Raw genomic sequence first — 23,862 nt, 5'->3', positions numbered from 1 at the left:
CATTGAAGGGATGGACATGCATACGAACCCTGCCGCGCGCACTAGCGTGGAATTGGCCCGCCAGGCGCGCCTGGATGCGCGCAACGGCAAGCTCACCGGCCCCACCGCCAACCTGGCGCCCGGCCATGTACAGGCCAACCTGGCGATCCTGCCGCGCGCGCTGGCGGCGGATTTCCTGCATTTCTGTCAACGCAATCCCAAGCCCTGTCCCTTGCTCGCCATGTCCGAACCGGGCGATCCCGCTGTGCCGGAACTGGGCCAGGACATCGACATCCGCAGCGACATCCCGCGTTATCGCGTCTGGCAGAACGGCGAGCTGGTGGCCGAGCCCACCGACGTGCGCGACCTGTGGCGCGACGATCTGGTGTCGTTCCTGATCGGCTGCTCGTTCTCCTTCGAGGAAGCGATGCTGGACAACGGCCTGCCCGTGCGCCACATCGAGCAGGGCTGCAACGTGCCCATGTACCGCACCAGCATCCCGACCCATGCCGCGGGCGTGTTCGGCGGCCCCTTGGTCGTATCCATGCGTCCCCTGAAGGCCGCGGACGCCATCCGCGCCATCCAGGTCACTTCGCGTTTTCCCTCGGTCCACGGCGCGCCGGTGCATATCGGCGACCCCGCGTTGATCGGGATTGCCGACGTCAACCGCCCGGACTATGGTGATCCGGTGGAGATACGCGAAGGCGAGATGCCTGTGTTCTGGGCCTGCGGCGTGACGCCGCAGTCGGTGGTCGCAGCCGTGCGGCCGGAGTTCTGCATTACCCACGCGCCGGGCCACATGCTGGTCACGGACCTCATCAATAGCCGGATGGCGGTGTTCTGACCGCCTGCGATCCGCTTTCTCAGCAGCGCGTAAGCGGGTAGCGGTTAGAAGTCGTACTCGCGCTGCAATACCAGTTGTGCCACCAAAACGATCCATTAAAGGACAAGGGGAAATGGCGACAACCGCTTTGAATCTGGGGCCTTCCAGCTTGCCGGACGGTCTCGTGCCGCCGCGAACGCGGCCATGCATTGCTTTCATACCCAGCCGGTCCAATCCAGGAGTCCAGTTATGAAGATGAAGCTCATCGCGGGTGTCGCCGCGAGCCTGGCGCTGATGTGCGCCGTTCCCGCGCAGGCGCAACAGGCCGTGCGCATCGGCGCGATCTATCCGCTATCGGGCGCCTTGGCGTCAACGGGGTCTGAAATCAAGGCGGCCGTCGAACTGGCGGTCGAAATCATCAACAATCCGCATCCCGAACTGGAAGGCATACCGTTGGCCGCGGGCAGCGGGCTGCCGGCGCTGGGAGGCGCCAAGATCGAAGTGGTGTTCGGCGATTCCCAGGGCAAGCCCGAAGTGGGCCTGGCTGATGCCCAACGCCTGATAGACCAGGAAAAGGTCGTGGCCCTGACCGGCGCCTACCAGTCCGCCGTGACCAAGACCGCCAGCCGCATCGCCGAGCAGCGCGGCATTCCCTATGTAAACGGCGAATCCAGCAGCCCGGACCTGACCGAGCGCGGCTACAAGTGGTTCTTCCGCACCTCTCCCAATGACGATACCTTCGTCGAGAACATGATGCAGTTCCTGGACGGCGTGAAGGCCGTGCCGACCGCCAAGATCGCCGTGGTGTACGAGAACACCGACTTCGGCGTGAACACCTACAAGGCGGTCGAAAAGTTCGCCAAGCAGTACAAGCGCCAACTGGTCGCCAACATCGCCTATAGCGCGGGCTCGGCCTCGGTGACGGCGGAAGTGCAGAAACTCGCCGCCGCCAAGCCGGATGTGGCGATCTTCGCCAGCTATACCTCGGACGCCATGCTGTTCGTGCGCACCATGCGCGAAAGCAAGTACGCGCCGCCGGTGCTGCTGGCCAACGACGCGGGCTTCATCGATTCGCGCTTCGTGCAGGAAGTGGGGCCGCAGGTCCAGGGCGTGCTGACGCGCGACGTCTGGGGCAATGACGTGGCCGCATCCAAGGCCGGGCTGAAGAAGATCAACGACATGTACAAGGCCAAGACGGGCAAGGATCTGAACGGCAACAACGCGCGTTCGATGCAAGGGGTGCTGGTGCTGGCCGACGCGATCAACCGGGCCGGCTCGACGGACCCCGAGGCGATCCGCAAGGCGCTGGCCGCCACCGATCTGGGCGAGGCGCAGGTCGCGATGCCCTGGGCCGGCGTGCAGTTCGACGCCAAGGGCCAGAACACCAAGGGTTCGGGCCTGATCCTGGAGCTCAAGGGCGCCGCCTACCAGACCGTATGGCCGGAAAAATACCGTACGGACAAGAACCTGCCCACGCTGCCGTTCACCTGGAAGTAAACATAGTCTGACGCGGCGGGCCGCGGGGCCTGCCGCGAGGAGCACTCCATGTTCGAAGCTCTCTCGGCAGGCCTGTTCAACGGCCTGATCTATGCCGCGGTGGCGGTGGGGCTGGCGCTGATATGGGGCATCACCGACGTCATCAACTTCGCCCATGGCGAGTTCCTGATGCTGGGCATGTATGCCGCCTATTGGCTCTACACGCTGGGCCACATCGATCCCACGCTGTCGGCGCCGCTGGTGGCCATCGTGCTTGCCTTCGTCGGCTTCCTGACCTACGCGCTCATCATCCGCCGCTTGCAGAAAGGGCCGGCGATGGCGGTCATCCTGGCCACCTTCGGCCTCGGGTTGGTGCTGCGCCAGATCGCCTTCATCGCCTTCAGCCCCGACTACCGCAGCCTGCCGGACACGCTGGTGTCGGGCAGCGTCACGGTTGCCGGCATCTCGCTGGGCAGGCCCCAGGTGGTCACGGGCCTGATCGCGCTGGTGGTGGTGGTGGCGTTGTTCATCCTGGTGTACCGCACGCGCTGGGGCCATGCCTTGCAGGCCGTGGCGGAAGACCGCCAGGTGGCGGCGCTGGTGGGCATTTCGCCGGACCGGGTCAACGCCCAGGTCTGGATGCTGGGCAGCGCGGCGGTGGGGCTGGCTGGCGCCTTGCTGACCACCTTCTTCTATGTGTTCCCCTCGGTGGGCACCGTGTTCGGCCTGCTGGCTTTCGTGGCCGTGTGCATGGGCGGCTTCGGCTCGCTGCCGGGCGCCTTCATCGCGGGCATCCTGATCGGGATCATCGAAGCCATGACGGGTTACTTCGTCGCGCCGGCCTTGAAGACGGTGAGCGTCTTCATCCTGTTCATCCTGGTTCTCTGGTATCGGCCGCGCGGCCTGTTCGGGCGGTGGTGAGATGAACAAGACAGACAACATCGATACCCCGTCCGCCGGCGTGCCCAAATGGCCGGTCCTGGCCGCGGCCGTGGCCGCCATCCTGATGGCCCTGGTGCCGCTGGCGGTAAAGGACGCCTTCACCCTGCAGGTGCTGCTGCTGGCCATCATGTTCGGCGCGCTGGGCGCGTGCTGGAACCTCGTGGGCGGCTTCCTGGGGCGGATCTCGTTTGGCCATAGCGTGTTCGTGGGAGTAGGGGGTTACACCACCTTGCTGCTCCTGCACCATCTGAAGCTCACGCCGCTCTTGGGCATCCCGCTAGGCGGGGTGATCAGCGCCGGACTGGCCTGGCTGGTGGGCGGACCTACGCTGCGGCTGTCCGGCCACTACTTCGCCATGGCCACCATCGCGCTGCTGCAGATCGGCCTGCTGCTGATGATCAACTGGGAATGGGCGGGCGGCGCGGTCGGCCTGGAGGCGCCCATCGGCGACGCCGCCTGGATGTTGCTGTTCCGCAGCAAGGTGCCGTACTACTGGATCGCGGTGGGCCTGGCCTTCCTGACCTTCTGCGCCACGTTCTTCCTGGTGCATTCCAAGACCGGCTTCTATTGGCGCGCCATCAACGGCGACGAGGCGGCCTCGCGCAGCCTGGGCGTGCCTGCGGACCGCTACAAGATGCTGGCTTTCGTGATGTCGGCGGGCATGACCGGCGTATGGGGCGGCTTCTTCGCCATGTACGTGGGCTTCATCGATCCGGAATCCATGTTCAACCTGACGATGTCGGTGCAGGTCGTGCTGGTGACCATCCTGGGCGGGGTCGGCACGCTGATCGGCCCGTGGCTGGGCGCGGCCGTGTTGCTGCCGCTATCCGAGGGCACGCGCGTGCTGTGGGGCAGTTCGGGCATGGGCCTGGACCTGCTGGTTTTCGGCCTGGCTATTTTGTTGGTCACCATGTTCCTGCCGGGCGGGCTGGTCACACTGAGGAGGCGCCGTGGCTCTGCTGGACGTTAAGAACCTGACCAAGCAATTCGGCGGCCTGGTCGCGAACAAGGACATCTCGCTGTCGGTCGAGGCGGGCGAGATCGTCGCCATCATCGGCCCGAACGGGGCGGGCAAGAGCACCTTGTTCAACGGCCTGGTGGGGCACCACGAGCCCACCTCAGGCTCGGTGACCTTCGACGGCCAGTCGATGATAGGCCGGCGGCCCGAACAGGTGGCCGCCATGGGCCTGGTGCGCACTTATCAGATCCCGCGCAGCTTCGGACAGATGACGGTGTTGGAAAACGCCATGGTCGGCGCGCTGTTGCGCCATCCGCGCCTGCAGGACGCGCGCCGCGAATCGGCCCGTGTGCTGGAACTGGTGGGCCTGGCCGAGCGCGCCGACGTGAGGGCGTCCGAACTCAATGTGGCGGGACAGAAGCGGGTCGAGCTGGCCCGGGCGCTGGCCACCGAGCCGCGCATGCTGCTGCTGGACGAAGTGGCGGGCGGCCTGAATCCGGCCGAGGCCATCGCCCTGTCCGAGATCCTGCGAGGCATCCACGCGTCGGGCGTCACGCTCATCATCGTGGAGCATGTGCTGGAGGTGGTCATGCGGCTGGCGCAGCGGGTGCTGGTGCTGAACTTCGGCCAGATGATCGCCGAGGGCGCGCCGCAGGAAATCGTGCGCGACCCGGCTGTGATCGAAGCCTATCTGGGGAGAAAGCACCGTGCCTGATGCGATGCTGAAAGTGGAAGACCTGAGCGTGGCCTACGGCGGCGTGCAGGCGGTGCGCGGCTTGTCGCTGGAGGTCAGGCCGGGCGAAATCGCTGCGCTGCTGGGCGCCAACGGCGCGGGCAAATCCAGCACCCTGATGGCGATCGTCGGGTCGGTCAAGCCCAAGAGCGGCCGGGTAGTTTTCGAAGGCCGGGACATCACTGGCACCCCGCCGGACAGGCTGGTGACCCAGGGCATTTCCATGATCCCCGAAGGCGCCCGCGTCTTCGCGCGCCAACCCGTGGAACAGAACCTGCGCCTGGGCGCCTATACGGTGCGCGATGAGCGCGTGTACGGGGAACGCCTGGAGCGGGTCTATGCCTTGTTCCCGCGCCTGAAGGAGCGTCGCACGCAGCTGGCCGGAACCATGTCGGGCGGCGAGCGGCAGATGCTGGCTATCGGCCGCGCGCTGATGAGCGGGCCGCGCCTGCTCCTGATAGACGAGCCCAGCCTGGGCCTGTCGCCCCTGCTGGTGGAACAGGTATTCGACGCGTTGGCCGCCTTGAACCGCGACGACGGCCTGTCGGTCTTGCTGGTGGAGCAGAACATGGCCCAGGCGCTGGAAGTCGCGGCGCGCGCCTACGTGATGCAGAGCGGCAGGGTGGCGCTGTCGGGCGAAGCGGCGGAACTGGCAGCCTCGGACGAGGTGCGCAAGGCGTATCTGGGGATGTGAGGATGGGGGCGTGACGAAACCGCGCCGGACGCACATGGCATCCGGCGCGGACTGCCATCAGAAGATGTGGCGGAAGCCCACTGCGGCGCCGAGCTGGCTGGTCTTGCCGGCGATTTCGCCGCTGGCGGCATCGTTGACCTTGTTCCAGTCGACGGTGCCGTAGATCTGCGAGCGCTTGGACAGCGAGTACTCGGCCACGGCGACCAGCGCGTAGCGCTTGCCCTTGTCGCCATCTTCGACCACGTTCTTGCTCTGGTCGTAGTAGGCGGCGCCGGTGATGGCCCAGCGCGGCGTGGCCTGCCAGGTGACGCCGGCGAAGTAGCCGTTGTCCTTGCGATTCAGGCCGGGCGCCTGTTCGCCGCCCATGACGGCGTTGACCCAGCCGGTTTCGTCGCGGCCGTTGTAGTAGCCGGCGAAGACCTTGGCGGCTTCGAACTGGTAGGAGGCGTTCAGGTTCCAGACGCGCTGGCGCAGATCGGAATCCGTGCCGTCGTAGGTCTGCTGATAGGCAGCGCCCAGGCCCAGCTTGCCGACCGTGTAGCGCAGGCTGGCGCCGTACTGCTGGCCGGCCTTATGGTCGTTGTAGTCGTCGCCGTTGGCCCAGGACAGCACGAAAGCCAGGTCTCCGATGGTGTTGGAGTACTTGGTCATGTTGTTGGTGCGCACGCGCGACATGGCGGCGGGCAGCCAGGCGTTCTGGTCGTAGTTGCCCACGGTCAGCGGGTCGAAGTAGTCAGCCAGCAGGTCGAACATCGGGGTGTTCTGCAGACCCAGGGTCAGCGCGCCGATGCTGCCGCCGTCCAGGCCGATGTAGGCCAGGCGGCTGAACGTCTTGGACGGATCCGAGCCGCGGCCGTTCTGCATGTTGAAGCCGTTTTCCAGGCGGAAGAAGGCGCGGTTGCCGTCGCCCAGGTCTTCGGAGCCGCGCAGGCCCCAACGGCTGTTGGAGATGGCGCCGTTCTCCATCGACACGCGGCTGCCGTCTTGGCCGACGCTGCCGGCGCTGGTGCTCAGGTAGCGGATGCTGACGTCGGCGATGCCGTACAGGGTGACGCTGGTTTCGGCTTGGGCCGCGCCGGCGGCCAGGCCCAGGCTTGCAAGGGCGAGGGATAGGGTAATGCGTTTCATGCTGGGGGCTCCTCCTGGGTAGCGCTATTTTTTAGTGGCGCCGGGCTTTTGGCCCGGCTGTTTGCGCCTGGCGGATCGTCAGGCGCTGGGCCGTCGCACCGACGCTTACGGTAAGCGCGGGTCCGGGCGATGGCCGCATATGCACATATACGCTGTAATGTTGCAACGTAGCAGCGCCAGGGAATTCTAGAAAAACTGGGGCACGAACAACACCTGTTGTTTTTTGGAGTTTTCCCTGGTTTACAGGACGGCAAAACAGGGGGAGCGGGTAGGGCGCCAGCCCTGGCGAAAAAAAACCCCGTTTCAGAAACGGGGTTTTCAGGGTGACGTCGTCCTACAGCGTCATGTGCAGCGGCAGCCATGTCGCTATGCCAGGCACGGCATAGAGCAGCAGCACGGCCAGGATCATCAGGAAGAACATAGGCAGCGAGGCGCGCGCGATGTAGGGCAGCTCCCTGCCGCTCATGCCGGAAAGCACGAACAGGTTGAACCCGACCGGCGGCGTGATCTGTGCCATTTCTACAACGAACACGATGAAGATGCCGAACCAGATCAGGTCGATGCCGGCGGCCTGCACCGTGGGCAGCAGCACGCCCATGGTCAGCACGACGATGGAGATGCCGTCCAGGAAGCAGCCCAGGACGATGAAGAACACCATCAAGGCCATGATCAGCCCGAACTGCGACAGGCCCAGGCCTCCGATCCATTCGGCCAGCGCGCGCGGCAGGCCGATATAGCCCATGGCCAGCGTCAGGAACTGCGCGCCCGCCAGGATCAGCGCAATCATGCAGTACAGCCGGGTGGCGCCCAGCAGCGACTGCATGAAGGTGGAGCGGTTCAGCGATCCCTGCAGCGCCGAGAGGATCAGCGCGCCCACCACGCCGACGGCCGCCGCTTCCGTGGCGGTGGCGATGCCGGTATAGATGGAGCCCAGCACCGCGCCGATCAGGAGCATCACGGGGATCAGATGGCGCGAGCGCGACAGCTTCTCCAGCAACGTCAGGCCGGGGTCGGCCGCCGGAACCTGGCCGGGATTGCGGATCGCCCACCAGGCGATGTAGCCCATGAACAGCAAGGCCAGCAAGATTCCCGGCACGATGCCCGCGATGAACAGCTTTGCGATGGACACGTCCGCCGCCACGCCGTACACGATCATGATGATGGAAGGCGGGATCAGCAGGCCCAGCGTGCCGGCGCCCGACAGCGTGCCCAGGATCTTGTCCTCGGGGTAGCCGCGGCGCGTCAGTTCCGGGATGGTCATCTTGCCGACCGTGGCGCAGGTCGCCGCGGACGAGCCCGAGACCGCCGCGAAGATGGCGCAGCCGATCACATTGGTGTGCAGCAGCCGCCCGGGCAGGCGGTTGAGCCAGGGGGCGAGGCCCTTGAACAGGTCTTCCGACAGCCGAGTGCGGAACAGGATTTCGCCCATCCACAGAAACAGCGGCAGGGCGGTCAGGGTCCAGCTGGACGACGCGCCCCAGATGGTGACGGCCATGGCATCGCCCGCGGGCCGGCTGGAGAAGATCTCCATGCCGATCCAGGCGGTGCCCGCCAGGGTCAGGCCGACCCAGACCCCGCAGCCCAGCAGCGCGAAGATCGAGACGACCAATAGGGTTATGACGAGTAGTTCATTCATGGGTTTGCTGCGAAGTGGCGGCGGCCAGGCCGCGTGAGCGTCGGATCAGCTCGTCGATCAGGGCGACCAGGAACAGCACCGTGCCCACGGCCATGCTGAGCTGGGGGATCCAGAGCGGCGTGGCGTCGTTGGACGTGGAGATGTCGTTGAACTGCCAGGAGTCGTAGGTCAGCTTGATGCTGAAGAACGCGAAGGCGGACGCCAGCAGGCAGCCGACCGCCAGGGCGAAGATATCCAGCTTGCGGCCTGCGGCGGGCTTGAGCGAATTGAGCAGCAGCGTCACGCGGATGTGTTCGCCGTGCTTGAACGTACTGGCAAGGGCGAGAAACCCGGCGGCGGCCATGAAATACCCGGCATAGGCGTCCGTGCCGGGTATGTTCATGCTGAGCTGGCGCGCGATGATCGCGGCCAGCACCGACACCAGGACGCCGATCGTGCACAGGCCGGCCAGCAGGCCGGCCGCGCCGTAAAGACCATCTAGAAAGCGGCGCATGGAAATATCACTGCTTCTTGTAGGCGTCGATCATGGCCTGGCCGTCGGCGCCAGCCTTCTTCAGCCAGTCGTCCAGCATGCGCTTGCCGATCACGGACAGGCCTTCCTTCAGCTCAACCGTGGGCTGGATGGTTTCCATGCCGTTCTTGGCCAGTTCCGCCTGATACCACTTGTTCTTTTCCTGCGACAGCTTCCAGCCGCGTTCCTCGGCTTGCGCGCCAGCCTTCTTCAAGGCGGCTTGGGCCGCGGGGTCGAGCGCGTCGAACGCCTTCTTGTTGACGATGATGGCGTTCTTCGGCAGCCAGGCCTGGGTGTCGTAGAACTTCTTGATGTACTCGTAGGTCTTGGTGTCGTAGCCGGTCGACGCCGAGGACATGTAAGAATCGATCACGCCGGTGGCCATGGCCTGGGCCAATTCAGCCTGCTGCACCGTGACGGGCTGCGCGCCGACCAGTTCGGCGATCTTGGCCGTCACCGGGCTGTAGGCGCGCCACTTCAGGCCCTTCATGTCGCTGATCTGCTTGATGTCCTTGTTGGCGAAGATGCCCTGGGGCGGCCAGGCCACCGCGTACAGCAGCGTCATGCCGTGCGCGTTCAGCTTCTTTTCGAGGAAGGGCTTCTGCGCCTGGTAGAGCTTGAACGACGCGTCATAGCCGGTGGCCAGGAAGGGCAGGCCGTCCAGTTCGTAGATCGGGTCTTCGTTCGCAAAGTTGGTCAGCAGGATCTCGCCGATCTGCGCCTGGTTGCCTTGCACGGCGCGCTTGATCTCGGGCGCCTTGTACAGCGAGGCGTTGTTGTGCAGCGTGATCTTCAGCTTGCCCTCGGACAGCGTGTCCACGTCCTTGACGAAGGTGGTCAGGTTCTCGACGTGGAAGTTGCTGGCCGGGTAGGCCGTGGGCAGATCCCATTTGGTTTGGGCCTGTGCGCCTGCGCTGAACGCCAGGACGATGCTGCCGGCGAGCAGGGAGATTTTCTTGTGCATGGGTGGGTCCTTCTTTGCGAATGGTGAAGCCGGGTTGTGCCCGATAGGCATTGCGAAAAAGAGAGCGCCGCGGCGATGACGCGCAGCTGAAAAGCCGTGCCATTCTATGTTGCTATGCGGCGGCGGGGCGCGCGAAATCGCGTCTTTACGGGTTATTCCTAACAGGCGTGCGCACTGCCGATCATTGAGGGTTCAATCTTTGCGCAAACGCATTGCGGCAGCCGTTTTTCTTCTAACATTGCGCTATCGAAAGCGTGATGCCGAGGCATGTGTGAACTTCGTTTTTCGTCGTGATGAGTTGTTGGTGGAAGAGACTTCGGCCGTCCTGCCGGACACTGCATTGTGTGTACGGATAGGCGTGGCGGCCACGGCCCTGCAGCCGATCTGGACGCTGCCCGGTTCGCCGTACCGCACCGTGCACGTGGATCCGGGCGTGGAGCCGCCGCAAGGCTATGCGTTCAGGAAGCTGCGTTCGCTCTTTGGCGTGCTGGATGACGAGCGCATGGCGCTGGCCGGACGCGCCTACCAGATCGCCGAATGGGCGCGCACGCACCGGTTCTGCGGCGTCTGCGGTACGCCGGCGGAGCGGGTGCCCACCGAATTCTGTCTGCGTTGCCCGTCCTGCGGTTTTTCGGCCTATCCGCGCATTTCGCCCGCCATGATGGTGCTGATCCGCAAGGGCGACAGCATCCTGCTGGCACGCCATACCACCACCGCGACCTCGCGCTATACCGCGCTGGCCGGCTTCGTCGAACCCGGCGAAAGCATCGAGCAGACCATCCACCGCGAGGTCCACGAGGAAGTCGGCCTGAAGGTCGGCAACCTGCAGTATTTCGGCAGCCAGTCCTGGCCGTTCCCGCATTCGCTCATGGTCGCGTTCACAGCGGACTACGTGTCCGGCGACATACGCGTGCAGGAAGACGAGATCGCCGATGCGCGCTGGTTCGGTCCCGGCGACCCCATGCCCGATATCGCGCCGCGGATTTCCATCGCGGGGTGGTTGATCCGAGCGAACCTGCCCATGGGCTGGTCGGCGCCTTAAGACGGCCTGTTTCGGCTGTAGTCCTGTAGGGGTATTCCCTTGAAAGAGGGGATTTCCGGCGTCTTGTTCGTATTTTTTATTGATGAAATATAGATAAATTATTAGTATTTCGTTCAGATAAACTCGGCTTGCGTCTTCCATGCCCCCCACTTTGATTGCATCGTCGGCCCATTTGGCCGGCGGCAGCGCGCCCGACCTTTCCGAAGTGGAATTCGGTCTGATGATCGCCAGCCACGCCTTCGACCGCTGGACCGTGCGCTGCATGGCGGCGGCCGGGCTGCCCGACCTGACGCCCACCGACGTGATGGTCTTTCATCATGTCTATCACCGCGAGCGCCCCAAGAAACTGGCCGACATCTGCTTCACGCTGAATGTCGAGGACACGCACATCGTCAGCTACGCGCTGAAGAAACTCGACCGCCTGGGCGTGGTCAAGGGCGAGCGCAGCAGCAAGGAAGTGTTCTACAGCGTGACCCCGGAAGGCGCGGCCATACTCAAGCGCTATGCCGAGGTCCGCGAGCAATGCCTGACCGCCGGCCTGGACGCGCCGGGCGGGGGCGGGCTGGACTTCAGCCGCCAGCTGGCGCATACGCTGCGCGCGTTGTCCGGCCTGTACGACCAGGCGGCCCGCGCGGCGACCTCTCTCTGATTCCGTTTACCCGTGCGCGGCCGCAGGCGCCGCGGCGACCCTTTGTTTGCAAGGACAGCTATGAAGTGGCAATTCTGGATTGACCGTGGGGGTACCTTTACCGACATCGTGGCGCGTCGCCCCGACGGCACGACCACCACGGCCAAGATGCTCTCGGAAAACCCCGAGCAGTACCGCGACGCAGCCGTGGCCGGCATCCGCAAGTTGCTGGGTATCGCGCCCGGCCAGCCCGTGCCCGCCGACCAGGTCGAGTGCGTGAAGATGGGCACCACGGTGGCCACCAACGCCTTGCTGGAACGCAAGGGCGAGCGCACCTTGCTGGTCACGACGAAGGGGTTCCGCGACGGTCTGCGCATTGCCTACCAGAACCGTCCGCGCCTGTTCGACCGAAATGTCGTCCTGCCCGAGATGCTCTACGAGTCCGTGGTGGAAGCGGATGAGCGCGTGGCCGCCGACGGCGAGGTGATCCGCGAACTGGATCAGGAAGCGCTGCGCACAGCCATGCAGGCCGCCTACGACAGCGGCATCCGCGCCGTGGCCATCGTCTTCATGCACGCCTGGCATGCGCCCGAGCACGAACGCATCGCGGCCCGCATCGCGCGTGAAGTGGGCTTCCCGCAGGTGTCGGCCTCGCACGAGGTCAGCCCGCTGATCAAGTTCGTGTCGCGCGGCGACACCACGGTGGTGGACGCGTATCTGTCGCCCATCCTGAAGCGCTATGTGGACCAGGTGGCCGGCGAACTGCCGGGCATCCGCCTCATGTTCATGCAATCGAGCGGCGGCCTGACGGACGCGCATCGCTTCCGCGGCAAGGACGCCATTCTGTCGGGTCCCGCCGGCGGCATCGTCGGCATGGTGCGCACCAGCGAGATCGCGGGCTTTCCCAAGGTCATCGGCTTCGACATGGGCGGCACTTCCACCGACGTGTCGCATTACGCCGGCGAATTCGAACGTGAATTCGAGACCCAGGTGGCCGGCGTGCGCATGCGCGCGCCCATGATGAGCATCCACACCGTGGCGGCGGGCGGCGGCTCGATCCTGCATTTCGACGGCGCGCGTCTGCGCGTGGGTCCGGATTCAGCCGGCGCCAACCCGGGTCCCGCCTGCTACCGCCGCGGCGGCCCGCTGGCGGTGACGGACTGCAACGTCCTCCTGGGCAAGATCCAGCCCGACTTTTTCCCCAAGGTCTTCGGCCCCGAGGCCAATGAACCTCTGGACCGCGATGCGGTCGTGGCGCGCTTTACGGCCATGTCCGACGAAGTGCGCGCCGCCACTGGCCGCGAAATGAGTCCCGAACAGCTGGCCGAAGGCTTCCTGGAAATCGCCGTGGGCAACATGGCCGAGGCCATCAAGCGCATCTCGGTCCAGCGCGGCCACGACGTGACCGAGTACGCGCTGACGGTGTTCGGCGGCGCGGGCGGCCAGCATGCCTGCCTGGTCGCCGACGCGCTGGGCATGACCACGGTGTTCGCGCACCCGCTGGGCGGCGTGCTGTCGGCCTACGGCATGGGCCTGGCCGACCAGACCGACATGCGCCAGAAGACGGTCGAGAAGGTTCTCGATGCCGAACTGATGCTGGCATTGAAGGGCGAATTCGACGAGCTGGCCGGCCAGGCGGTCGGCGAACTGCGCCGCCAGCACGTGGCGGAAAGCGACATCAGCGTGCAGCGCCGCCTGCATCTGAAGTACCGCGGCACCGATACCTCGCTGGAAGTGGCGTACACGGACCTGGAACAGGCGCGCAAGGAATTCGAAGCGGCCTACCGCCTGCGCTATTCCTTCCTGATGCCCAACCGCGAACTGGTGGTGGAAACCATCTCGGTCGAAGCCACGGGCGGCGGCGAGCGCGTCGGCGACGCGTCCGCGGCGCGCGTGCGCGACGGCGCGCTGGCTCCCAGCCGCGTCGTCAGCATGTACAGCGGCGGCGCCTGGCGCGACACGCCCTTGTACGTGCGCGAGGACATGGCGGGCGGCGACGTGGTGGCGGGACCCGCCATCATTTCCGAACCCAACCAGACCACGGTGGTCGAGGCCGGCTGGCAGGCGGAACTCACGGCGCAGGACCACTTCGTGATCCGCCGCGTGGAAGCGCGTCCGGAGCGCCGCGCCATCGGCACGCAGGCCGATCCGGTCATGCTGGAGGTCTTCAACAACCTCTTCATGTCGATCGCAGAGCAGATGGGTTACCGCCTGCAGAACACGGCGTACTCGGTCAACATCAAGGAACGCCTGGACTTCTCTTGCGCGATCTTCGATGCGCAGGCGCGCCTGATCGCCAATGCTCCGCACATGCCGGTGCATCTGGGGTCCATGGGCGAGTCCGTGCGCACGGTCATGAACGCCAACGCCGGCAACATGCAGCCTGGCGACGCCTACGTGGTGAACGATCCGTACCACGGCGGCACGCACTTGCCCGACGTCACGGTCATCACCCCGGTGTTCGACCGCGATGGGCGGGAGATCCTGTTCTACGTTGGTTCGCGCGGCCACCATGCCGACATTGGCGGTACCACGCCGGGTTCGATGCCGCCGGATTCCAAGACGGTGGAAGACGAGGGCGTGCTCTTCACCAACTTCCAGCTTGTGAAGAACGGCGAGTTCCGCGAAGCCGCGGCGCGCGGCATCCTGGGCTCGGGCCGCTGGCCGGCCCGCAATCCGGACCAGAACATCGCCGACATGCACGCGCAGATCGCCGCCAATGAAAAGGGCGTGCAGGAGCTGCTGCGCATGTGCGACCACTTCGGCCTGGACGTGGTCCGGGCCTACATGGGGCACGTGCAGGACAACGCCGAGGAAGCGGTGCGCCGCGTGATCTCGGTGCTGAAGGACGGCAGCTACGAGTACCCGCTGGACAACGGCGCGGTGATCCGCGTGGCCGTTAAGGTGGACACCGAGGCGCGCAGCGCCGTGGTGGACTTCACCGGCACGTCCAACCAGCTGGACAACAACTTCAACGCTCCGGGCGCCATCGCCGTTGCGGCGGTGCTGTACGTGTTCCGCACCTTGGTCAATGACGATATTCCGCTGAACGACGGCTGCCTCGTGCCGCTGTCCATCATCCTGCCGGAAGGCTCGATGCTGCGTCCGAATCCGCCGGCCTCGGTGGTGGCGGGCAACGTGGAAACGTCCATGTGCATCGTCAACGCGTTGTATGGCGCGCTGGGCGTGCTGGCCGCAAGCCAGGGCACGATGAACAACTTCACGTTCGGCAACGCGCGTCATCAGTACTACGAGACCATCTCGGGCGGCACGGGCGCGGGCCCTGTGCGCATCGACGCGGCGGGTCCTCGCGATGAAGGTTTCGCCGGGACCTCGCTGGTGCAGGCGCACATGACCAACTCGCGGCTGACGGACCCCGAAGTGCTGGAGTTCCGTTTCCCGGTGCGTCTGGAATCCTACGAAATCCGCAAGGGCTCGGGCGGCGCCGGCCGCTACCCGGGCGGTGACGGCGGTGTGCGCCGCATCCGTTTCCTGGAGGACATGACGGCCGCCATCCTGTCGAACAACCGCCTGTATGCGCCGTTCGGCCTGGCGGGAGGGCAACCCGGCGCCATGGGACGCAACTCGGTCGAACGCGCCGACGGTTCGGTCCAGGAACTGGGTCCGCAAGACAGCGCACAGCTGCGTCCGGGCGATATCTTCGTCGTCGAAACCCCGGGAGGCGGCGGGTACGGGGCGGTGTAATCCGTCTGCACCGAAAGACAACGGCCGCGTCAGTGATGACGCGGCCGTTGTGTTGATGGGTCAGGCGGCAATCTCACTCCGTATCTGACATCACATCCAGCACGATCTCCGCTCTCGCCTTCCGGTCATACACCCGCAAGGTCACTTCGCTTTCCCCAATTTCAAAGACCGCCGTCGCCAGCGTGTTCTCGTCATCGGGATCATCCGGCGAGGTCCGCAGGATAGGCAGTTCGCCTTCGGTGTCGTGCAGCGCGGCGAGCAGATCCGCGCTGGCGGTCGCGCTGGACCAGCCGTCCACGATGCCCTCGATGCGGTTCTGTCGCGCCCGCGACGAGTCGGTGACGATCTGCGCGATGCCGCCCATGTCGGCATGCACCATGTGATTGGCATGGCCGTAGCGCGTGCCGATCTCCAGGATGGAAACCTCGCCCGGCGCCACTTCCGCGCTGAGCAGGCGGGCGTCGCCGGCCGCGCCCAGGGTGTGGTGAAAGCCGCCGGAGTGCGGTAGGTGCCGCAACAGGCCGAGCGCCTCGTCCAGCGTCGTGCAATCCAGCACCGCGCGCGCCATCAGCATGCGCGGCACGCCGGGATGCCGCTGCCGGATGCGCAGGTTGTTGATGGTCTGCACCAGTCCGGCGCGGTTGGCGCCGAAGGTATGGCCGGGCAGCGAGCCCGGATAGTAGAAGCTGAGGTAGCCGGGCGCGTCTTCCAGCGCCACGTCGACCAGATGGCAGCGCCCGCGCAGATAGGGATCGCCGTCCTCGTTGTGTGCGATCCAGCGCGTGCCGTCGGCCGCTTTCAGCGCGACGGACGTGCAGCCGTCGGTGGTGCTGTGCAGCAGGTCGCCGCGGCAGTTCCACAGCAGCACGTCCTCGATCGGCATGTGCAGGCCCTCGGCCATGCCTTCCAGTTCTTCCCAGATTGCTGGCAGCGCAGCTTGCGCCTGTTGCGCCAGCTCGTCGAGGAAGGCGTGGCCGCGCCATGGCCGCAGCGCGTCCCAGGTGCGGCTTTGGTCCAGGTAGGTCGCCATCAGGGGCCGCGCCAGCTTGCCCAGCGCGAGGCCCGTCTGACGCCGGTTTCCGGCAATGCGTACATGTTTGTAGGCCATGGGAATCCTCCGGGTGTCATGCGGATTGTAAATTTTCCGGCCGCTGCCGGGTGGGGACGTATGCGTTAAGATCGGCGGTAAGCCGTGCCGGAGACCCCGGCGCAGCCCAGGAATCATGCCCCTACAACAACCCCGGGGTGCCGACTGGTCCCCAAGAGGAGAGTTTCATGATCAAACGCAAAGTCGCCGCCGCACTGGTCGGCCTGTCCGTGGCCATGTTCGGTGCCGTCTCAGGCGCGCATGCCCAAGGCAAGGAATTGGTGGTGGCCACCGATACCGCTTTCGTGCCGTTCGAGTTCAAGCAGGGTAATACCTACGTGGGCTTCGACGTGGATCTGTGGGCGGCCATCGCCAAGGAACTCAACCTCAAGTACAAGCTGCAGCCCATGGACTTCGCGGGCATCATCCCGGGCCTGCAAACCAAGAACATCGACGCGGCGCTGGCCGGCATCACGATCCGCGACGACCGCAAGAAGGTCATCGACTTCTCCGATCCCTACTACGAAAGCGGCCTGGCGATCCTGGTCGGCGAAAAGAACACGGACATCAAGGACGCCAAGTCCCTGGCCGGCAAGACCGTCGCGGTCAAGACCGGCACCGCCACCGTGGACTTCCTGAAGGCGCAGGTGCCGGATGCGAAGCTCAAGCTGTTCCCGAACATCGACAACGCCTATCTGGAACTGGCTACCGGCCGCGTCGACGCCGCGGTGCACGACACGCCCAATGTCCAGTACTACGCCAACACCGCCGGCAAGGGCCGCGTGAAGGTGGTCGGCTCGGTCAAGAGCGGCGACTTCTACGGCATCGCCTTCCCCAAGGGCAGCGATCTGGTGCCGCAGGTGAACAAGGCGCTGGCCACGCTGAAGGCCAACGGCCAGTACGACGCCATCTATACCAAGTGGTTCGGCAAGAAGCCCTGAGCATCCGGGTCCGCATTGCATTCCGGGACCGCCCGGCATCGGCCTGCGCCGGCTGATGCCGGCAGCTACGCCGCAGTCGGGCGTATGGTCCCGCGCCGCTCCCGCCGCGCTACGGCGCGGCGCCGCGCCATAGGGGGAATATCGTGGAGTTTGACTGGACTGTAATCAGGGACGCGCTACCCAATCTGCTCGAGGGTACGCTGATGACCATCAAGATCACGTTCTGGGGCTTGTTCGGCGGTTTTTTGCTGGGCGCGCTGTCCGGCGTGACAAGGGCTTACGGACATCCCATCCTGTCGGCCATCGCGCAGGTCTACGTCGCGGTCATCCGCGGCACGCCGATCGTGGTGCAGGTGATGTTCATCTATTTCGCCTTGCCCCTGCTGGCGAACATCCGGGTGGACGCGGAGTGGGCGGCCATCGTCACGCTCATCATCAATTCCGGGGCCTACATTTCCGAGATCGTGCGCGGCGCGCTGTTGTCCGTGCACAAGGGCCTGAAGGAAGCCGGCCAAGCCATGGGGCTGCCGTTCCACAAGATCCTCTTCCACATCATCGGGCCGGTGGCGTTCCGCCGCATGATTCCGCCGCTGGGCAACCAGTGCATCATCAGCCTGAAGGATTCTTCGCTCTTCATCGTGATCGGCGTGGCCGAACTGACCCGGCAGGGCCAGGAAATCATGGCCAGCAACTTTCGCGCCGTCGAGATCTGGTCGGCGGTGGCGATCGTCTACCTGATCCTGACCGGCCTGATGGCGTTGGGCCTGCATCTGATTGAAAGAAGGATGCGCATACTATGAGCATGGTTGAATTCCACAACGTCACCAAGACTTTCGGCGAGTCCGTGGTGCTCAACGGGATCTCGCTGAACATCGACGCGGGCGAGGTCGTGGTGGTGGTTGGGCCCTCGGGTTCGGGCAAGTCCACCTTCCTGCGTTGCATCAACGTGCTTGAAACCATCAACGATGGCGATTTGCTGGTCGATGGACTGAGCGTGAACGGCGGGGCCGCGCAAGTGCGCGAAATCCGGCGCGAGGCGGGCATGGTGTTTCAGCAGTTCAATCTGTTCCCGCAGATGACGGCGCTGGAAAACGTCATGTTCGGCCCGATCCATACCCGTGGGCAAAGCCGCGCCGAGGCGCGTGAGCTGGCCGAAAGCCTGCTGGCCAAGGTCGGCCTGGCCGAGCGCATGGACCACTATCCGTCCGAGCTTTCAGGCGGCCAGCAGCAGCGCGTGGCGATTGCGCGGGCGCTGGCCATCAAGCCCAAGCTGATGCTGTTCGACGAGCCCACGTCGGCGCTGGATCCGGAGCTGCGCCACGAGGTGCTCAAAGTCATGCGCGACCTGGCCGAGGAGGGCATGACCATGGTCGTGGTCACGCATGAGATGGAGTTCGCGCGCAAGGTGGGCAGCCGCCTGATCTTCATCGACGCGGGCAAGATCGCGCATGACGGGCCGCCTGGCGAATTGCTGAGCAATCCGCCCAGTCAGCGGCTCAAGGATTTTCTGCAGCACGTGACCTGAGCAGAGCAGTGCAGGGCTGGCGATTCAGCCCTGCACTGAAGAACTGCTCAACCCTTCACGCGCACGATCTTCTGCACTTGCGGCACGTGCCGGATGGCGCGGATCACCTGCGCCAGGTGCTTGCGGCTGTCGACCTGGATCGTCAGATGCAGCGACACCGTGGCGACCGCGTCGTCGTGCATGGTGACGTGCACGATGTTGGCGTCGGCCGCCGTGACTTCCGCCGCCAGCCGGCCCAGCACACCGCGTTCGTTGCGCGTGACGATGTCCAGGCGCGTGGCCAGGTGCTTGGCGGTGTTGTTGGGGTCCCAGGCGACGTTGATCCAGCGTTCTGGTTCGCGCAGGCGCTGGCGCATGGCCACCGGGCAATCGGCGGTGTGCACCACCAGTCCGTGTCCCATGCGCATGCCGGCGATGATGGGGTCGCCCGGCAGCGGGCCGCAGCAAGGCGCCAATTGCACCGCCTGGCCCTCATTGCCCTGGATCAGGATGGGGGCGCTGCGCGCCGAGGTCAGTTCGTCCACGGCAGCGGCCGTGGTTGCGACCAACTGGTGTTCGGGCGCGAAGCGGCGCGCCACCACGGCGGCCAGGCGCTTGCCCAGGCCGATGTCGGCCAGGATTTCCTCGCGCGAGCTGGCGCCGGTGCTGCGCGCCAGCTTCTGCCACGCCGGGTCGTCGGTGGCGGGCAGGGGCATGTGCAGCTCTTGCAGCGCCTGGCCCAGCAGGCGTTCGCCAAAGGCCACCGATTCTTCGTACTTGACGGTGCGCAGGTAGTGGCGGATTTCAGAGCGCGCGCGGCCGGTGCGCACGTAGTTCAGCCATTGCGCGTTCGGACGGGAGGCGGGGGAGGTGACGATTTCCACCGTGTCGCCGCTGTTGAGTTCGGTGCGCAACGGCACGAACTCGCCGTTGACCTTGGCGGCCACCGCCTGGTTGCCGATGTCGGTGTGGATCGCGTAGGCGAAGTCCACCGGTGTGGCGCCGCGGGGCAGCGAAATGATCTTGCCGCGCGGCGTGAACACGTAGACCGCGTCGGGGAATAGATCGACCTTGACGTGCTCCAGGAATTCGCCGGAATCGCCGGTCTGGCTCTGGATGTCCAGCAGCGATTGCAGCCACTGGTGGGTGCGCTTCTGCAGGTCGTTGAGGGTCAGGTCCGCGCCCTTGTAGAGCCAGTGCGAGGCCACGCCTTCTTCCGCAACGTGATGCATGTCGCGGGTGCGGAACTGGAACTCTACCGGTGTGCCGTAGGGGCCGACGAGGGTCGTGTGCAGGGACTGGTAGCCGTTCACCTTGGGGATGGCGATGTAGTCCTTGAACTTGCCGGGCACGGGCCGGTAGAGCTGATGCAGCGTGCCCAGCGCCAGGTAGCACTCGGGCAGGGTGTGCACGATGACGCGGAAACCGTAGATGTCCAGGACGTCGGAGAACGACTTCTTCTGGTCGACCATCTTGCGGTAGATGCCGTAGAGCGTCTTCTCGCGGCCGGTGACCTCGGCTTCGATGCCGGCGGCGGGCAGCGAAGCCCGCACCGAATCGGCGATCTTGGTGATGACCTCGCGGCGGTTGCCGCGCGCGGCCAGCACGGCCTTGTACAGCACCTGATAGCGGTTCGGGTACATGGCCGCAAAGCACAGGTCCTGCAGTTCGCGGAACAGCAGGTTCAGGCCCAGGCGATGCGCGATAGGCGCGTAGATGTCCAGTGTTTCGCGCGCGATGCGGCGGCGCTTTTCCGGATTGACCGCGTCCAGCGTGCGCATATTGTGCAGGCGGTCGGCCAGCTTGATGAGGATGACGCGCACGTCGCGCGCCATCGCCAGCAGCATCTTGCGGAAGCTCTCGGCCTGTTGTTCGGCCTTGGTGGCGAAGTCCAGGCGATCCAGCTTGGACAGGCCGTCGACCAGTTCTGCGACTTCAGGGCCGAATTTCTCGGCCAGCTCATGCTTGGCGATGCCCTGGTCTTCCATCACGTCGTGCAGCAGGGCGGCGGACAACGCGTTGACGTCGAGCTTCCAGCCTGCGCAGATTTCGGTGACGGCGATGGGGTGAGAGATGTAGGGCGAACCGCTGGCGCGGAACTGGCCCAGATGCGCCTGGTCCGCGAAGCGATAGGCTTCGCGCACGCGCTCTACGTCTTTCTTGTCGAGATAGCTGCCGATGATTTCGGTCAGCGGCGCCAGCGAAGCGACCGGCGAGGCGGTCGCGTCCGCCGCTTCTTGCGCGGCGACGGACGGTGGCGTGGGGGGAGTCTTGTCTTTCTTGCCGGTGCGGCGCCCGAGACGGGAGCCGGCACGCAGTGCGGCAAGCAGACCTGATGAAGCGTACTTCAGCCCGGGAAAAGCCATGCTTGCCGCCCCCGGAGATTATCAGGTGGGTACTTTACGCAGCATTTCCACGCCGGTGAGGCCGCCCGCGATTTCGCGCAGGGCAGTGACCGTGGGCTTGTCTTTGCTGTCCAGGCGCGGGGCATGGCCTTGCGCCAACTCGCGGGCGCGGTAGGTCGCGGCCAGCGTGAGCTTGAAACGATTGGGGATTTGATTCAGACAGTCTTCGACGGTAATGCGAGCCATTAGGACACCTGGTGCTGATGGAGGATAGGGAGAATGCGTTCGGCTCAGTGCTCGGCCGGGATGCCCAGCTGCGAGAACAACTGGCTGTGGCGGGCGGCCTGAGACGAAAAGCGCAGCCGTGCGGCGCTGACTATTTGAGTCAATTCCGACAAGGCCACGCTAAATTCTTGATTAATAATAACATATTCGCATTCAGGCGCGTGGGCGATTTCGCCGCCCGCGGCCATCAGGCGGCGCGCGATCACCTGGGGCGCGTCCTGGCCGCGCGCCTTGAGCCGGCTTTCGAGTTCATCGATGGACGGCGGCAGCACGAATACGCCGATCGCGCCGGGGAAGCGCTGCTTCACCTGGCGCGCGCCTTGCCAGTCGATCTCTAGCAGCACGTCGCGGCCGGCGCGCGTGGCTTCGTCGATGCGGTCTCGCGGCGTGCCGTAAAAGTTGCCATGCACTTCCGCCCATTCCAGCAGGTTGTTGCCCTCGCGCAGGAGCTTGAATTCGTCCGTGGATACGAAGCGGTATTCGCGGCCGTCTTCCTCGCCGGGGCGGGGCGCGCGGGTGGTGCAGGAAATGGAGAGCAGGATGGAGGGGTCTTGCTGGAGCAAGGCCTTGACCAGGCTGGACTTGCCGGCGCCGCTGGGCGCGACGACCATGAAGACGTTTCCGGGATTGGCGGACATGAATGTGGCAGGCGTGTGATGCTAAGACACGAAGAATAACAAATCACGCGGCCGGGCAGTGGGGAACCCGCAAGCCGGCCGCGTGATCTGCGCCTGCCGGACTCAGCCGCCCGCCTTGGCGGCGGCCTGGGTCAGCTTGCCACCGGCTGGCGGCGAGTCGCTGCCCAGCAAATGGCCGTTGACCTCGATACCGTAAAGCGAGTCGTCGGAGTCGTGGTACTTGGCCCGGGTTGCGGCGACAGACTCTGTATAGCGCGGATCCTGCGGACGCTCGTGCGCATTCATGAAGTAGGCGACGTCCCAGGCTTCCTGGTCGCTCAGCATGCCGGCCTGTCCGAGCGGCATGTTGGCCTTGATGAAGCCGGCGGCATTGCCGATCTGGTGCATGCCCGCGCCCCAGTTGAAGGAGTCCGCGCCCCACAGGGCGGGGAACACCCAATGCTTGCCGTTCTTCTGGCCTTGGCCCTCGGCCCCGTGGCAGACCGCGCAGTATTGCGCATAGACCTCGCTGCCGCGCAGGTAGTCGGCCTTCTTGGCTGGCGCGGGCAGCTTGCGGTAGCCCTGGCCCTCCAGCACCACGCCGGTGGGCGCCTTGCTGGCCAGCCAGAACATATAGGTCTGCAGCGCGGTCAGGGTGGGATCGTCCGCGGCGGGCGCCTTGCCATTCATGCTGAAGCGGAAACACCCTTGCAGGCGTTCGGCCAGGGTGTTGACGTGGCCGTTCTTGGCGCGATAGGCGGGGTAGAGCACGTAGGCAGCCCACATAGGCGCTGAGTCCGGCCGGCGGCCGGCGTCCAGGTGGCAGCTGACGCAGTTCAGGTTGTTGCCGACAAACTTGGCGGCGTTCTGCGGGGTGTGCAGGAAGATCTGTTCGCCTTCGCGCACGGCTTTGCCGAAATCGTTGTCGGGGATGGACGCGGCCGACGATGGTGTGAAGGACGGGCGGGGTTCGGCCGCAAACGTGGCGGCGGACGCGAACAGGCAGGCGGCGGACAGCAGGCGCAGGCTGGTGGCGGTCATTGCTGGGCTCCCGCGGCGGTGTTGGCTTGCGCGGCAAGCTGGTCGGCGGCCTTGGGCAGGCCTGCATAGTAGGCGGAGACGGCGTCGATCTCGGCGCTGGACAGGCGCGTGGCCACGGCCGGCATCAGGCCCAGCGGACCCGGAGGGCGCTGGCCTTGCTGCCAGGCGCGCAGTTGGCCCGCGATGTAGGCAGCGGGCTGGCCCGCCAAGGCGGGGAAATTCGCGCCGACGCCGATGCCGCCCGGCCCGTGGCACTGGTTGCAGGCGGGCACGTTCTTGTCCCAGGCGCCGCGGGTGGCCAGCCAGGCGCCGGTGTCCGCCGGCTTGGCCGGATGCATGGCGGTGGCGGCCAGTTTGTCGATGTCCAGCGCGGAAGGCAGCGCGGCGTAGTACTGCGCCACAGCCTTGCGCTGCGCCGGGTCCAGCGCCTTGGCGGTGGCGGCCATGACCGGGCTGACGCGCGAGCCATTGGCCATGGCTTCGAGCTGTTCGTCCAGGTACGCACTGCCCATGCCGGCAAGTTGCGGAAAGCCGGCGGCGGGATTGCCCTCGCCACGGGCGCCGTGGCAGGTGATACAGGCGGGCGCGCCGTTGGCGCCCTGGGTGCTGATCTGCTTGCCGTCGGGCGCGCTTTGCGCACCGGCCGAGGCGGCGTACAACGCGCTCAGGACCAGTGCGGCGGGTAGGGACCGTGGGGTCATAGAACCTGCTCCGTGGGTGTTATTGGATTTTTGGTAATAAGCTAATTTCCAGGAATTATATAAAGACTTGTGACGGATCAACACGGGATTGTCGACCCTGTGGCATGCGTTGCGCGGATTTT

The 23,862-nt window shown here is 65.5% G+C and carries 22 protein-coding genes; 12 read left to right on the top strand and 10 right to left on the bottom strand.

The window, feature by feature from the left end:
* Positions 1-16: 16 nt before the first annotated feature.
* The 6 genes from HV766_RS09245 (at position 17) to HV766_RS09220 (ending at position 5,605) form a co-directional block, all read left to right on the top strand.
* The gene (locus HV766_RS09245) at positions 17-823 is read left to right on the top strand and encodes a putative hydro-lyase (RefSeq protein WP_175181015.1); all 807 of its coding nucleotides are present in this window, start codon (positions 17-19) and stop codon (positions 821-823) included.
* Between the two features lie 228 nt (positions 824-1,051).
* Positions 1,052-2,299 carry an ABC transporter substrate-binding protein gene (locus tag HV766_RS09240; protein ID WP_054454039.1) on the top strand — a complete coding sequence of 416 codons (1,248 nt, stop codon included), beginning with the start codon at positions 1,052-1,054 and terminating at the stop codon, positions 2,297-2,299.
* A 48-nt stretch (positions 2,300-2,347) separates the two neighbouring features.
* Positions 2,348-3,199 carry a branched-chain amino acid ABC transporter permease gene (locus HV766_RS09235; protein WP_119451601.1) on the top strand — a complete coding sequence of 284 codons (852 nt, stop codon included), beginning with the start codon at positions 2,348-2,350 and terminating at the stop codon, positions 3,197-3,199.
* 1 nt (position 3,200) lies between these two features.
* Positions 3,201-4,190 carry a branched-chain amino acid ABC transporter permease gene (locus tag HV766_RS09230; RefSeq protein WP_175181014.1) on the top strand — a complete coding sequence of 330 codons (990 nt, stop codon included), beginning with the start codon at positions 3,201-3,203 and terminating at the stop codon, positions 4,188-4,190.
* On the top strand, positions 4,171-4,893 hold the full coding sequence (locus HV766_RS09225) for an ABC transporter ATP-binding protein (protein ID WP_054454046.1): 723 nt from the start codon (positions 4,171-4,173) through the stop codon (positions 4,891-4,893). Before HV766_RS09230 ends, HV766_RS09225 begins: the two co-directional genes overlap by 20 nt.
* A 4-nt stretch (positions 4,894-4,897) precedes the next feature.
* A complete protein-coding gene (locus HV766_RS09220; RefSeq protein ID WP_175181081.1) occupies positions 4,898-5,605 on the top strand; it encodes an ABC transporter ATP-binding protein in 708 nt (235 codons plus the stop codon).
* Between the two features lie 57 nt (positions 5,606-5,662).
* On the opposite strand, the gene HV766_RS09215 is transcribed toward HV766_RS09220, so the two are convergent.
* The 4 genes from HV766_RS09215 to HV766_RS09200 form a co-directional block, all read right to left on the bottom strand.
* Complete coding sequence (locus HV766_RS09215) at positions 5,663-6,733, bottom strand: porin (protein ID WP_175181013.1); 1,071 nt, start codon at positions 6,731-6,733, stop codon at positions 5,663-5,665.
* 334 nt (positions 6,734-7,067) lie between these two features.
* Positions 7,068-8,369 (bottom strand): TRAP transporter large permease, encoded by a 1,302-nt coding sequence (locus tag HV766_RS09210; protein WP_175181012.1) that lies wholly within the window; start codon positions 8,367-8,369, stop codon positions 7,068-7,070.
* On the bottom strand, positions 8,362-8,862 hold the full coding sequence (locus HV766_RS09205) for a TRAP transporter small permease (RefSeq protein WP_042793698.1): 501 nt from the start codon (positions 8,860-8,862) through the stop codon (positions 8,362-8,364). The genes HV766_RS09210 and HV766_RS09205 overlap by 8 nt, the downstream gene beginning before the upstream one ends.
* A 7-nt stretch (positions 8,863-8,869) precedes the next feature.
* Entirely contained in the window at positions 8,870-9,844 is a 975-nt protein-coding gene (locus tag HV766_RS09200) for a TRAP transporter substrate-binding protein (protein WP_054454053.1), read from the bottom strand.
* Between the two features lie 271 nt (positions 9,845-10,115).
* On the opposite strand from HV766_RS09200, the gene nudC reads away from it, so the two are divergent.
* The 3 genes from nudC to HV766_RS09185 all read left to right on the top strand — a co-directional run bounded on the left by nudC (position 10,116) and on the right by HV766_RS09185 (position 15,219).
* A complete protein-coding gene (gene nudC, locus HV766_RS09195; protein WP_119451595.1) occupies positions 10,116-10,886 on the top strand; it encodes an NAD(+) diphosphatase in 771 nt (256 codons plus the stop codon).
* 139 nt (positions 10,887-11,025) lie between these two features.
* Complete coding sequence (locus HV766_RS09190; RefSeq protein WP_175181011.1) at positions 11,026-11,535, top strand: winged helix DNA-binding protein; 510 nt, start codon at positions 11,026-11,028, stop codon at positions 11,533-11,535.
* Between the two features lie 60 nt (positions 11,536-11,595).
* Positions 11,596-15,219: a hydantoinase B/oxoprolinase family protein gene (locus tag HV766_RS09185; protein WP_175181010.1), complete on the top strand. Its 3,624-nt coding sequence runs from the start codon at positions 11,596-11,598 to the stop codon at positions 15,217-15,219.
* A 73-nt stretch (positions 15,220-15,292) separates the two neighbouring features.
* On the opposite strand, the gene HV766_RS09180 is transcribed toward HV766_RS09185, so the two are convergent.
* Positions 15,293-16,327 carry a C45 family autoproteolytic acyltransferase/hydrolase gene (locus tag HV766_RS09180; protein WP_175181009.1) on the bottom strand — a complete coding sequence of 345 codons (1,035 nt, stop codon included), beginning with the start codon at positions 16,325-16,327 and terminating at the stop codon, positions 15,293-15,295.
* A 167-nt stretch (positions 16,328-16,494) separates the two neighbouring features.
* Between HV766_RS09180 and glnH the strand changes: the two genes are divergently transcribed.
* The 3 genes from glnH (at position 16,495) to glnQ (ending at position 18,772) form a co-directional block, all read left to right on the top strand.
* Positions 16,495-17,247, top strand: a complete 753-nt coding sequence (gene glnH / locus HV766_RS09175) for a glutamine ABC transporter substrate-binding protein GlnH (protein ID WP_054454063.1) — start codon at positions 16,495-16,497, stop codon at positions 17,245-17,247.
* A 143-nt stretch (positions 17,248-17,390) separates the two neighbouring features.
* Positions 17,391-18,047, top strand: coding sequence for a glutamine ABC transporter permease GlnP (gene glnP / locus HV766_RS09170; protein WP_054454065.1), 657 nt, complete (start codon positions 17,391-17,393; stop codon positions 18,045-18,047).
* Complete coding sequence (gene glnQ, locus HV766_RS09165; RefSeq protein ID WP_054454067.1) at positions 18,044-18,772, top strand: glutamine ABC transporter ATP-binding protein GlnQ; 729 nt, start codon at positions 18,044-18,046, stop codon at positions 18,770-18,772. The genes glnP and glnQ overlap by 4 nt, the downstream gene beginning before the upstream one ends.
* 47 nt (positions 18,773-18,819) lie before the next feature.
* Here the strand turns inward: glnQ and HV766_RS09160 are convergent, their stop codons facing one another.
* The 5 genes from HV766_RS09160 to HV766_RS09140 form a co-directional block, all read right to left on the bottom strand.
* A complete protein-coding gene (locus tag HV766_RS09160) occupies positions 18,820-21,117 on the bottom strand; it encodes a RelA/SpoT family protein (RefSeq protein ID WP_054454071.1) in 2,298 nt (765 codons plus the stop codon).
* 21 nt (positions 21,118-21,138) lie between these two features.
* Positions 21,139-21,342: a DNA-directed RNA polymerase subunit omega gene (gene rpoZ, locus HV766_RS09155; protein ID WP_006219679.1), complete on the bottom strand. Its 204-nt coding sequence runs from the start codon at positions 21,340-21,342 to the stop codon at positions 21,139-21,141.
* A gap of 44 nt (positions 21,343-21,386) precedes the next feature.
* On the bottom strand, positions 21,387-22,019 hold the full coding sequence (gmk, locus tag HV766_RS09150) for a guanylate kinase (RefSeq protein WP_082400970.1): 633 nt from the start codon (positions 22,017-22,019) through the stop codon (positions 21,387-21,389).
* Positions 22,020-22,121: 102 nt separating this feature from the next.
* Complete coding sequence (locus HV766_RS09145; protein ID WP_175181008.1) at positions 22,122-23,039, bottom strand: c-type cytochrome; 918 nt, start codon at positions 23,037-23,039, stop codon at positions 22,122-22,124.
* Complete coding sequence (locus tag HV766_RS09140) at positions 23,036-23,740, bottom strand: c-type cytochrome (RefSeq protein WP_175181007.1); 705 nt, start codon at positions 23,738-23,740, stop codon at positions 23,036-23,038. The genes HV766_RS09145 and HV766_RS09140 overlap by 4 nt, the downstream gene beginning before the upstream one ends.
* Positions 23,741-23,862: the final 122 nt, after the last annotated feature.

The sequence above is a fragment of the Achromobacter aegrifaciens genome (genome assembly GCF_902859735.1).
Lineage (GTDB): Bacteria > Pseudomonadota > Gammaproteobacteria > Burkholderiales > Burkholderiaceae_B > Achromobacter > Achromobacter aegrifaciens.
Note: the sequence above shows the minus strand (reverse complement) of the source record. Positions and strands in the feature narration are given on the sequence as shown.